The following is a 12070-nucleotide window of genomic DNA, read 5'->3' as shown; positions in this document are numbered from 1 at the left end:
TCATCTTTAAATCTCTATTTATATATATCAGAAAATTCTATATTGAGTTTCTGTATAAACCTTTCGCTTACTGATTCGGTAGCTGCAATTTCGTCATTAGCGTTCTCTACTTGTTTACATGGAAGATATATAATGAATTCGCTTCCATGCCCTACTTCACTTTTCACTGATATTTTTCCACCATGTAGTTCCACTAACCCCTTTACAAGTGAAAGCCCTATTCCACTACCTTCATTATCTCGTGCAAGGGATTTATCAACTTGTACAAAACGTTCAAAAATAGCATTTAATTTGTTTTTTGGAATGCCTCTGCCAGTATCTTTTACTCGCAGGCAAATATTTTCCCTGCCATCCTCTATATTAACCATGATACTACCCCCACTTGGAGTAAACTTTATTGCATTAGATAATAAATTCATAATAACTCTTTCTATTTTTTCTGGATCACAGGCAATGATTTTTTCTTCAACATCTGTATCAAATATTAGCGATAAACCTTTATTTTCTATGTAATCAGCTACAGATAGCGTTATGTCTTCCACCAGACAAATTATATTATTGTTAGTTCTATTTATATCAAAGTAACCCAAATCCATTTTTGTAATATCAATCAAATTATTAACTAGTCTCAAAAGTCGAAAACAATTTTGTTTCATTATGTTTGTATATTTGTATATATCAGCACCCGCATCTCTACATGCATAATCTTTTAGTTTAAGCTCATGTACCTGTAGTGCCGAAAAGATAACATTTATTGGAGTTCTCAATTCATGAGAAATATTAGAAAAAAACTCCGTTCTTATCCTATCATATTCTTCAATTTCATATAGCCTTTTACCTTCTTTTTCAGCTTTTTTTTGTAGTTCTAACGAATATTTTAGTTGTTTCTCACTTTCCTTTAAAGCATATTCAGTTTTCATACGATAAGTAGTTTCTTTTTCTAATATAAGATTAGATTCTTTAATTTCAGAAGTTATTTTTTTTAGTTGCTCTGCTCTTCCCTTAGCATTATTTTCTAAAACAATAATCTCTTGTTCCATATATGAAAGTTTTAAATATGTTTCAACCCTTGCAAGGATTTCTTTATTATTAAATGGCATAGATATATAATCTACACCTCCACAAGTAAATAGCTTATCCTTTTCAAAAATTTCATCGCTTCCAATGATGAAAATAATGGTTGTTTTACTAAAAGTTTTATCGGATTTTAAAATATTACATACTTTATATCCATCCATACCAGCCATCTTGATTTTAAGTAAAATTAATTTTGGTAGGTTTTCTCTTGCAGACCTCAGTGCCAATTCACCATTTAAAGCAATTTTAACATCGTATCCCCTATGCTTAAGTATCATAGTCAATATATTCACATTTGAACAATCATCATCAACAATAAGCACATTTACTTTACCTAAATAATTTTGTAAAATATCCATAATTCATGGCTCCATTTCATATTGATAGTTTGTTTTTTTAATTAAATTTCCACATAATTTTTTTGTGATTTATCCCCATAGTTCTATTAAAGTTATGATACATGCCAGTATTATCATTATAATCCATATTTTATAATATTAACATAAGTATAATATATTTTATTTTTTATTTATACTTATTTATGCTTTTAATGCTAAATTATTGTAATTCATATTGATTATTTCCGGATTACTTGATATCCTATATATGTAAATGCAATATTTTACAATTTTTTTGATTAGGGGTGAGGATATATCATGTCAAGATTTACATTACCTAGAGACATATATTTTGGAGAAGGCTCACTAGCAACGTTAAAAACCTTAAAGGGTAAAAAAGCAGTAGTGGTTGTTGGTGGCTACTCTATGCAAAAATTTGGTTTTTTAGATAAGGTGGTTAATTATTTAAAAGAAGCTGATATTCAAGTTAAGCTAATTGAAGGTGTTGAACCAGACCCCTCTGTGGAAACAGTTATGAATGGTGCATCTATAATGAGGGATTTTCAGCCCGACTGGATTGTATCAATTGGTGGCGGTTCACCAATTGATGCTGCTAAAGCTATGTGGATATTTTATGAATACCCAGACTTTACTTTTGAACAAGCTATTATCCCCTTTGGTCTACCAGAATTAAGACAAAAGGCAAAATTTATAGCTATTCCTTCTACTAGTGGTACAGGAACAGAAGTTACAGCTTTTTCTGTTATAACAGATTATAAAAAGAAGATCAAATATCCTATAGCTGATTTTAACATAACTCCCGATATAGCAATAGTTGATCCCGAACTAGCTCAAACTATGCCACAGAATCTTATAGCCAATACTGGTTTGGATGCTTTAACCCATGCTATTGAAGCTTATGTTGCTGTATTTAACTCAGCTTTTTCAGATCCACTTGCACTACAAGCTATTGTTATGGTAAAGGAATATTTATTAGACTCTTATAATGGGGATAAAAAGGCTAGAAATGAAATGCACTCAGCTCAATGCTTGGCTGGGATGGCATTTTCAAATGCACTACTTGGTATAACCCACTCAATGGCTCATAAAACAGGTGCTGTTTTCAGTATTGCCCATGGATGTGCTAATGCAATTTATTTACCATATGTAATTCAATATAATTCTAAAATATGTAGTCACAGATATGCAACTATAGCTAATAAGCTTGATCTATCCGGACAAACTGATGATGAATTAGTTGATTCTTTAGTCAAATGGATACAAGCTATGGATAAAAAGATGGATATTCCTCTTACTCTTAAAGATTACGGAATATCCGAGGAAGATTTTAAGTCTAATATTGAATATATTTCTCATAACGCAGTATTGGATGCTTGTACGGGTTCAAATCCAAGAGAAATAGATGACAAAACAATGGAAAAACTATTTACTTGTATCTACTATGGTGAAAAAGTAACTTTCTAAATATAATTTAAAGTCACTTTTTCACCAAAAACTACTGGCACTATTTTGATATAGTGCCAATATTATTAAATATCTTCCCTACCTCTTCATCTATGATCATATGACCGCTATAATTAATAAAATAAATCGTTGTTTTTGTCAGAATTCCAGACATATTCAATGCTTTGTGTTATCTCTATTGCTTTTTCCATACCAATTCTATCGGCAACAAAGCCTAATGCCGTGTACCTTGTCCGCCTGGAACCTATATTCTTCAACTCGGCCGAGTATTTCAACTACCCCATTAATCAGTTTTTATTCTTTTTTCTTGTTACTCTTTTTGTAACTAAAATCAACCCTTCTAAAAATAATAATATAAACCAAGCTTCTTTATACCTTTCATTGTAAGTAAAAAAATATGCTATTAAAAACACAAATGCTTCCACGCAAAATATATAAAATATTGTATCAACCTTATTTGTAGTGGTAGATTTTTTTCTACTTATAATCAAGCATACAAGTGCAACAAAAATACCTATAATCCAAACATCCAATTTAATTACTCCCTTTTATCACATCACTTATACTGATTTACCCCTATTTTATAATATAAGTGATTACCCTAATTTAAAATATATTTTCCCAATGCCTCATTTGTATCATAGAACCAGTCATCAATATTATCTATAGTAATCTTATTCATATTCTTATAATAAGCTAGCCTCAGTTGTTTTCTGTGTTTATAAATAATATCTATAGAATAATCAATTTTAGCAGAGTTATTAACTACAAGTTTTTCATTATCACAATGAGACAGGATATTAAGACAAATTTCCCTTTTACTTTCATTTGGAACTTCCTTTCAAATATCTACTATTTTTTTATAGAGAGTCAATGAGGATTTTTAAGCATCAGATTAAGAACATATCCAGGCATTGTTCCCTTCATCACCACATCACCTAAAATGATAACTTTATTAACATTTAATTTTTTTACTGTTCAATGGTGATGATTCACAATTGCAATTTTACAATATTATACCATATTTAGCTATAATGTAACATAAAAAAATACGAAGGAAATGCAGATTTAGTGCATTTCCTTCGTACCCTAACGCAATATTTATGTAATATTTTAATCTACTCCTCACCTTAACAATGGCATACTCCCTGTTAGCTTGTTTACCTTTTTCTTATTACCACAGATAGCAATACCCAAATAAGTGTGTTCTACTTCCAATATAGTTGATACTTTCTCTATATATTCGTCATAAATATTGCACCCTTGGGCAATATCAGAAAAGTCCACCACAATAATATCATCAAAATCAGAAGTGTATAATCTTTTTCTAAGTTGTCTAAGTATTTCCTTGTCTCCTTTTAATATTGGTACAGGTATTTTAGTGATCCCTAGGTGTTTTTCACCAGAAGCATCAGTAGCATCATCACCCACTATTTCTGGGATATGCTTTCCTAAGGTAATTCCTAATATTGCAGCTGTATTTGCAATTATTCCTAATGGAAGATCTTCATCTATTACTATAACGCATTTTAAACCTTGTTCTATTATCAGCGGTATTCTTTTGTCAGTCATTTTCTTTCCTCCTACATTCACCTATAAAAATATTCATGTATTGTTTTGGAGTTAGTCCAATTAATTTTTTAAAGAAATTTGTAAAATGGCTCTGATCTGTAAAACCTGTTCGTAGTGCCACATCTATTGGCATTATTCCCTGTTCTAAAAATTTTTTTGCCTTACCAATTCTAATTGTTTCAAGATAGCTGTATGGTGATATTCCTTTTTGTTTAGTAAAAGAGCGTACCAAATAATATTTGCTTAGCCCAGTTAAAGTACTTAACTCATTTAATGTGATATTTTTCATGTAGCTACTTTCAAAAAAATCACATACAGACTTGATTTCTGAATTAGATTGTTGCTGTGATTTTGCCTCAAAAACATGATCATATTCAGATATCAGTTGTTCAATTATCAGCAAAAATATTTCCTCTTTTTTAAAATCTTTTTCCTCTTGCATCACCATGATATGTAATTCTCTCAAAGAATGGACTAAATCGTTGCGAAACAGAACAGTTTCCATAAAATAAGGCAGATAATCTTCCCCAGTTATTTCAAGTGCAATTTTTCTCATTACTTCAGGTTGAATATTAATGCATCGGTAATCAAGTGTTCTGCCATCAATTTGTCTGCATGTATGAGCATCATGAGGATTAAACAAAATTAAATCACCGGTTTCAATAGTATATTCTTTATTTTTGCAACATAAATGTCTCTGACCACTCTCAATAAATCCAATTACATAATATTCATGAAAATGGTTTGGAAACTTTTGCTTAATACCTTTAAAGCTATAAGCTTCTATATTTAAATCTGTATCAAAACAAACAGTTCGAGTTTCATTTTTCATCTGCTAACCTCCTTCAAAACTATCTGCTTTAAAGATACCATTAATAATTTAATGCATATTGTATGATGTTGCTTATATAGCAATATTTACTCATTTTATTAATTGAATAAAAGAATATCCTAATTTAAAACCATAAAATATTAATATTATGCCACAAATTATATTTATCCATTTTATTATTCTATTGAATTTGTTTTGAAACATCGAAACAAAAGTTGCCAAAACATTAAACCATAAAAATGATGCCAAACATACTCCCAGTATAAAATATATTGCCATTTCAGAAGGCAGAGAAGTGCGTAGTCCTCCTAATAACAAAGATCCATCAATTATAGCTTGAGGATTTAGCCAAGTCACCGCAAAGCAAGAAATAATAGTTTTAATTAAAGAATTGTCTGCCATTTCAGAATCTGATGATTGTGAGTTTGAACGAATTAGTCCAATTCCTATATAAACTACAACGACACTACCAAATAAAAGTATTATGCCTTTTAATATAGAAAATTTATCAACCAAAAATCCTATTCCGAAAAAACATGAAATGGCCAGGGAAATGTCAAAAAAAATAGTTATAAATGCAACTTGATATGTTTTGAATTTACTTTCTCCCATTGCGGTATTTATTAGATATAAATTTTGCGTTCCTATAGGTGCAACATATGCAATTCCAAATATTAAACCCTGTAATATATATTTAAACATGTTTTTACTCCCATCTATAATTTCCATTGAAATTTAATTAATAATTTCATATCCTTCATTTGATAGTGCATTTGCTGCATTATCGATATCCTTATCTTTCACAAGTATATAATCTGTATCAAAGGTAGAAATTGCAAATATACTGATTTTCTCATGTGCTAGGATTGTGCTAATTGAAGAGATAATCCCAATTAATGAAAAATCTAATGTTCCTTGAACCTTTAGAACTCTCCAATCTTTTTCACATTTGATATCCCTCGGAATACAATCTTCATAGCATACAATTGATAGTTCATCTACTGTTTTTGTTATAGAATAAAAAGGACTATTTTTTCCCCATTTGGGAATTGATTCTTCAGCACTTAATCTACATACTCCATATTTTTCTTTTAGTAATTTTAATGTTAATGTTTTTTCTAACATACAACTTCACTCCTTTTCCTTAAAGGCATCTGAAATAAAATATCAAGTAAAAGATGCCCTAATATTTTATTTTGCATTTATAAATCTATTTTATAAATAAAAATAGAGCCTTTCAGCTCCATCCTTTTAGTACAAGAACCAATCATATTATAATTTCTAATTTCACATGTAAGAATCATAACTTTCCTTTGAACCAATTTCCTTCACACAATTTATTAAAGATACTATATCTAAATTTTTATTTTTAATATTATTTTCTAAACTTTCAAAATATCCTTTATCTACTTCACTGTCTTCAATCTTAGATTTTGAAAGCTTAAATTTCCATTCTATCAATGAATATATTTCATCAAATGATATTATGTTTTCGATTTTATATTTTATTGAATTCATTATTTCTATATTCTCATCTGAAAATAATTTTATAAGTTCAATCTTTTCATTGGCAAATGTTAAAAATAAAATACACTTGTTTTCATCATTATAAATTGTATCAATAGGAATATAACAGACACCTTTTTCTGTGTAACTATACCGATTATCAACTATTTCGTCTACTAAGAAATCTTCCAATGTAAAACACCTCACTCTCTATAATTATATACTCGAAATAAAGGCATTTTTCTTTATGAATTATTTTACAAAGAAACAAATTTTTCTATTTAGCCTATCAGTGCTAACCTTTTCATCCACCACTCTTTATTAAAATTTAAAGGCTTAACAGGAACTATAATCATATATTCGCTATTTACTTCGATAATTTCGTTAACACCTGCGTATACCGTATCTATGTATAAATTAAATGGTTTCACTTTTCGTTGCACAGTGTTTTCATAATCATTAATATATTCATATAATTTTTCATTTCCAAATGTCTCAAAATGTGAAAGGGCATTATTACCCCCACCAACCATATACCACCATTCTATAAAGGGTTTCCAAGCATTTTTGCAACAATCTTTTAGCTCCAAAAATGAGAATCCCGAAAAATCAGGTGGATTAAACATATCATTTTTCAAATCAAATCTTTGTTTTGAAATAACTTTTTCTCCCCTATCCCTTATAATATTATTAAACCACTGGCTCCATTGTTCTTTTAATATAATTATTGAAGACTCAAACAACTTGTTACTCCATGTTTTAGGTGGCCAAAGCTTATTCTCACCACTTAAGCTACCGTCATCTATTAATCCATATATACACCCAGTATAAATAGCAAAATTTAATGATAAATCACTGGATACTGTTATTTTCCATGATTCAGCATCTTTTTTATGCATAATTTGCCTCCTATTGCTTATCTTTATATCTTTATATCTTTATATCTTTATTCAATTATACAAAATTTCAATATAATTTTCAAACCTAGAAGCTGGTGCACCGTATGCCCTATGGGATTTACTTCAGGTAATATTCGTAACCTTTTGAGCAGAACAAGCACTAAAGATTAGTAACATAATTTTAATTATAGTTATATCAAAAAAAGTAAAAAGGCCATACTAATCTTAATATGGTCTTACAATAGTGAAATTCAAATTAATCTTTATCTACAGTTTTGATTACAAAATTGCAAGGTTCACCGTCACAGTTCAATACTTCCTCATCATCTTTGCCTACATATATTTCTTCATTTTTAACAAAATTACCTTTTACATTATTAGTTTTTTTATCTTCCATTATTAATTCCTCCTCAAATACAATATTTTTATTTGATCTAATATTTATTAATTAATGTCTATGTACTTTCTATGTATTAAATATAACACTATAATACATAGTAGTCAATACTTATTGTTAATTAATATTTATTATTGCTTGTTCTTTGCAAATGCCTACCCTTTAGTAAAATTTTTATTTTTATCATAGCAATCAATGCATCCTTCTGCTGTATTCTCATTCACTCCATCCATGGCGCAAAATTTTGTATTTAGTATGCCTAAAGACAAAAAATATTATCTGTTACAAAACTTGGATATTCCTTTTTCTATTAGGCTCTGTTTTAAATAAGTGTTGATATATGCTGTTTTTATGAAAATATGTTATAATATAGATACGATCGGCTTTTGGATAGTTCACAGTAACATACACCATAGTTATACTATGGTTATGGATTTTAAGACAAGACAGGCGATATTTATGTAAATTATGTATAATAAGAATATATGGTATTAAATAATCGTATTAAATTGTAGCCATAAATTAGAATATATAGGAGGTACAATGAGCAAAGTGAGAGGTAGATGGAGTCAAAAACAAACAGATGAGAAAGTGCTGTCTGTAATTAACAGTATTTGTTCTATAAGCATAATAATATTGGTATGTATGCAGATTTTAGGTGTTTGGAAAAGTGCGACCAATATATTTTACCCATTGGTTGGTGTGTTAATGTTAATTCAAACCATTCAGTATTGGAAGAAAAATAAAGAAGTTGGTAAACTTAGTTTATGTGCTACGATACTTTATTTGGGGTTTTCAATTTTTATATATGTAATAAGATAAAATCAAATTTGTAGGATGGATTGGATTAAAATATTACTTTCAAAGGAAAACGCATAAATAACGAGGTTGTTCCTCAAGTTCGGCTATGATAAAAATTAGTTATTGCTTTTAAGTGCCTCATTAAAAAATGCTACGATCTCATCCAAAACGTTCTTGTCCAATTCTTCTGAAACAGAGTAATCATAGGTGGCATAATAGTTATCAATTTGTTTTTTAGAAATATTCTCGCCATAATCACTCTTCATCTTATTCAATACATTCTGTTTTGATGCTCTGCAGGACAGTGCATGCTCTGATAATGACAAATTATGATTTTTATGTTTGAAAATATGTACTTTTACGAATTAATTTGTGATTTTAGAAGCCTTATTTACAATAGATAACTTATATGGCACATCTTTATCATCTTCACTATGCATAATGAGAACAGGTATTATAGACCGATTGATACCATTAATAGCTGTATAGTTAGAATATTTTCCAAACCTTATCAGCTCATTTAAAGAAATAAACGGTGATAATACGTAGATTAAATTACCAACCATTCCTTTGCCTCGCTCAAGCACCATCTCTTTGCCAGAATTAAACCCAGAACTCTCAACTACTGCGACAACATTATGATTTATATTCAGTATAGATGATACTACAGTAAATCCTCCCCAGCTATGCCCATATAGAAGAATCCTCAGTTTCTGTTTATGTTCAATAAATGTAAGAGCATGGTCTAAATCAACAATTGACTGACTCAAGCCTACTATATTGATCCCTTGGCTAATTCCACATCCTGTATTATCATAAGAGAAAACCAAATAAGCATTGTCAATGAGATATTCAAACTCCCTTAAATATTGTCCCCATTGATGAGTGCCACCAAACCCATGAACAAATACGATAACAGCTTTCGGGTTTATTGTATTTGTGCCAGTATAAATATAGCCTGATAATTCTACTCCATTACTTGTAGGAAAAGACACTGATTCACGATTTATATTGGTAAGACTCTCAAATGTGGTTTCATTGCTGCTAATAAAATTCCTATTCCAATAAAAAGCAAGATTACTAATCCAGTATCTTTTGAAATGTTTATGCTATGATTGTAAAATATATGCTCATATAATATAATTATGCAAACATAGATTCCTTTAGCATAATTACCTTTTTGTCTAAATCAACCTCTGCCTCAATTCCATATGGAATGATACATCTTGGTTCTGCATGTCCAAAATTCACATTATATAATATTGGTAAATCTTTATTTTCAATAATTTTATAATAAATTTTTTTGTATTCCTCATAATATTTCTCGCCCTGTGGCTTTCCAACGATTATTCCACTAATGACATCAAATATACCTGTATCTTTTAAAGCAATTAATTCCTTTTCCAATATTTCTGGTTTTGGTTTTTCTTCACAAGTTTCAATAAACAATATTTTATCTTTCCATTCATTTAACGTGGGGAATAATCCATACTTGTCACATATATGTTTTTCATCGCAATATCGTATACTAGTTAATATATCATAAAAGCTTTCAAGGCACCCACCCAAAAGTCTTCCATTAAATTTCCCTTTCCCTTGTAGAACTTCATATCCTTTTTCCTCTAAATGCTCTACTCTGCTTGTGCCAATTGCATCTATAGAAAAATCTGTACGATCCTCATACCACACATTACTTGATTCTATACAATCTTCATTATGATGCTCAAAGTATTTCAAAAATGTTTTTCTCGTATATGGCAACATTTCTTTATTAAGTTCAGCTAAATCGCAAACAAAGGTAGGCCCATAAAAAGTTCCCATTCCCAGTTTATAGAACATCAAATGATTAATTGTTGTATCTGAAAAACCTGTAAATAATTTAGGATTATTTTTAGCAGCACTAACAAAATCACTATCATCTAATAAATAGGGTAATGTTCTATATGTATCATCCCCCCCAATTGCACATATAATGCCTTTTATGGACATATCATAAAAAGCATCTTTTAAATCCTGTGCTCTAGCTTCTGGATGATTTTTTAAATACTCTATTCCTTTTAATGCATTTGGCATTACAACTGGTACTAATCCAAACTCATTTATTCTCTTTAGTCCCAAATCTAATTCATGTTTTGCAAAATCTTCACCAAGCATACCACTGGACATACTTACAATTGCAACTTTATCCCCTTTTACTAATGATTTTGGCTTTTTCATAAACATCACTCCATATATCAATTATTCATATGACTATTTGCATCAATTCATGTTTTTTTATCCATCAATCTATTAATTACTTTGCCCAATATGCTGGGCGAATCAGCATATTGGGTATCTTTGTATAAGAATCGCCCTTGGCAGTGTTGAGCTGGGCTTGTGTAACAAAGATGCTATTTGTGAGATTAGCTCCACAAATATCTGCATCTCGCAAATCAGCTCCAATGAGATCAGCATTACTCAAATCTACTCCTCTAAGGTTCGCCGCAATAAGATATGCACCCCTTAGGTCTGCACCTATAAGATTAGTTTTTCTCAGGTCCTTACCAAAATAATCTAATTTTCCAGATTTGACCTTCCCCTTTTTTGAAGAACTATTCTTATATCTACGGCTTTTACTTCTCACCAGTTCACTTGTATTTTTAAGAATCATATTAACTCTAATCCTATGTTTTTCCACATCCAGTGCTAATAGAGAGTAAGCGTCAACAATTGTAAGCCGTTCAGTATCTTCCATCAATGAATTTATCTCCTCTTGTATACTCTGGTCGGTTTGCAGCACAAATGCTTGAGTAAGATACCATAACATTTCGTGAAGTTGCCTCATAATCAGGAATGCCTGAAACATTTCATTTGCATATTTTGGGTGTTGTTGCCAATCACGTTCAACATAAGTTACCTGAGCTATCTTTTGACCAGCACCAAAGCAGTCATAAGCAGTACAACCCTTAAGTCCCTTATTCCTAAGATTTTTGTGAACAGAGCAGTTAAAATCTGATTGCAAATTTATGCACGGCTTACCGGCCTCTTTATTGGTTGGGAAACCTTCTGAAGCTGAAAAGTACAATGCTATGCAGCATAGACCAAAACATTTTTTGCAGTCACCCCTCAATTCTTTATTCCCTTTTTCTTCATATGTATTCATATTTATTTACCTCACACTATT

15 protein-coding genes are annotated in these 12070 nt (G+C 30.1%); 2 read left to right on the top strand and 13 right to left on the bottom strand.

The features are described from left to right. Positions 1 to 14: 14 nt before the first annotated feature. A complete protein-coding gene (locus BR66_RS0121485; RefSeq protein WP_026884758.1) occupies positions 15 to 1436 on the bottom strand; it encodes an ATP-binding response regulator in 1422 nt (473 codons plus the stop codon). Positions 1437 to 1733: 297 nt separating this feature from the next. Here BR66_RS0121485 and BR66_RS0121480 point away from each other — a divergent pair, with 297 nt between their 5' ends. Beyond that, positions 1734 to 2900, top strand: coding sequence for an iron-containing alcohol dehydrogenase (locus BR66_RS0121480; RefSeq protein ID WP_026884757.1), 1167 nt, complete (start codon positions 1734 to 1736; stop codon positions 2898 to 2900). Between the two features lie 287 nt (positions 2901 to 3187). On the opposite strand, the gene BR66_RS0121475 is transcribed toward BR66_RS0121480, so the two are convergent. The 8 genes from BR66_RS0121475 to BR66_RS26180 form a co-directional block, all read right to left on the bottom strand. Continuing rightward, positions 3188 to 3433 (bottom strand): hypothetical protein, encoded by a 246-nt coding sequence (locus BR66_RS0121475; protein WP_026884756.1) that lies wholly within the window; start codon positions 3431 to 3433, stop codon positions 3188 to 3190. Between the two features lie 592 nt (positions 3434 to 4025). After that, positions 4026 to 4472, bottom strand: coding sequence for a DUF2000 domain-containing protein (locus BR66_RS0121470; protein WP_207641277.1), 447 nt, complete (start codon positions 4470 to 4472; stop codon positions 4026 to 4028). After that, the gene (locus BR66_RS0121465) at positions 4465 to 5304 is read right to left on the bottom strand and encodes an AraC family ligand binding domain-containing protein (protein WP_026884754.1); all 840 of its coding nucleotides are present in this window, start codon (positions 5302 to 5304) and stop codon (positions 4465 to 4467) included. Before BR66_RS0121465 ends, BR66_RS0121470 begins: the two co-directional genes overlap by 8 nt. A gap of 90 nt (positions 5305 to 5394) precedes the next feature. After that, positions 5395 to 6006, bottom strand: coding sequence for a LysE/ArgO family amino acid transporter (locus BR66_RS0121460; RefSeq protein ID WP_026884753.1), 612 nt, complete (start codon positions 6004 to 6006; stop codon positions 5395 to 5397). A 33-nt stretch (positions 6007 to 6039) separates the two neighbouring features. Then, positions 6040 to 6429, bottom strand: coding sequence for an ACT domain-containing protein (locus tag BR66_RS0121455; protein WP_026884752.1), 390 nt, complete (start codon positions 6427 to 6429; stop codon positions 6040 to 6042). Between the two features lie 162 nt (positions 6430 to 6591). Beyond that, positions 6592 to 7002 (bottom strand): hypothetical protein, encoded by a 411-nt coding sequence (locus tag BR66_RS0121450; protein WP_026884751.1) that lies wholly within the window; start codon positions 7000 to 7002, stop codon positions 6592 to 6594. Positions 7003 to 7091: 89 nt separating this feature from the next. Then, complete coding sequence (locus BR66_RS0121445) at positions 7092 to 7709, bottom strand: hypothetical protein (protein WP_026884750.1); 618 nt, start codon at positions 7707 to 7709, stop codon at positions 7092 to 7094. Positions 7710 to 7965: 256 nt separating this feature from the next. Further along, entirely contained in the window at positions 7966 to 8106 is a 141-nt protein-coding gene (locus BR66_RS26180; RefSeq protein WP_169738177.1) for a hypothetical protein, read from the bottom strand. 543 nt (positions 8107 to 8649) lie between these two features. Here BR66_RS26180 and BR66_RS0121430 point away from each other — a divergent pair. Then, complete coding sequence (locus BR66_RS0121430) at positions 8650 to 8928, top strand: hypothetical protein (RefSeq protein WP_242841201.1); 279 nt, start codon at positions 8650 to 8652, stop codon at positions 8926 to 8928. A 95-nt stretch (positions 8929 to 9023) separates the two neighbouring features. On the opposite strand, the gene BR66_RS25920 is transcribed toward BR66_RS0121430, so the two are convergent. The 4 genes from BR66_RS25920 to BR66_RS0121410 form a co-directional block, all read right to left on the bottom strand. Further along, positions 9024 to 9173 carry a hypothetical protein gene (locus BR66_RS25920; protein WP_156946349.1) on the bottom strand — a complete coding sequence of 50 codons (150 nt, stop codon included), beginning with the start codon at positions 9171 to 9173 and terminating at the stop codon, positions 9024 to 9026. Between the two features lie 99 nt (positions 9174 to 9272). Continuing rightward, positions 9273 to 9902 carry an alpha/beta hydrolase gene (locus tag BR66_RS0121420; protein ID WP_026884748.1) on the bottom strand — a complete coding sequence of 210 codons (630 nt, stop codon included), beginning with the start codon at positions 9900 to 9902 and terminating at the stop codon, positions 9273 to 9275. A gap of 148 nt (positions 9903 to 10050) precedes the next feature. Beyond that, complete coding sequence (locus BR66_RS0121415) at positions 10051 to 11124, bottom strand: S66 family peptidase (RefSeq protein ID WP_026884747.1); 1074 nt, start codon at positions 11122 to 11124, stop codon at positions 10051 to 10053. 76 nt (positions 11125 to 11200) lie between these two features. Then, positions 11201 to 12049, bottom strand: coding sequence for a pentapeptide repeat-containing protein (locus BR66_RS0121410; protein ID WP_026884746.1), 849 nt, complete (start codon positions 12047 to 12049; stop codon positions 11201 to 11203). Between the last annotated feature and the right edge of the window lie 21 nt (positions 12050 to 12070).

Origin of the sequence: Clostridium akagii DSM 12554 (assembly GCF_000686725.1) — a bacterium.
Taxonomy (GTDB): domain Bacteria; phylum Bacillota; class Clostridia; order Clostridiales; family Clostridiaceae; genus Clostridium_I; species Clostridium_I akagii.
The sequence above is the reverse complement of the archived record's forward strand: the minus strand, read 5'-3'. Positions and strand labels throughout refer to the sequence as shown.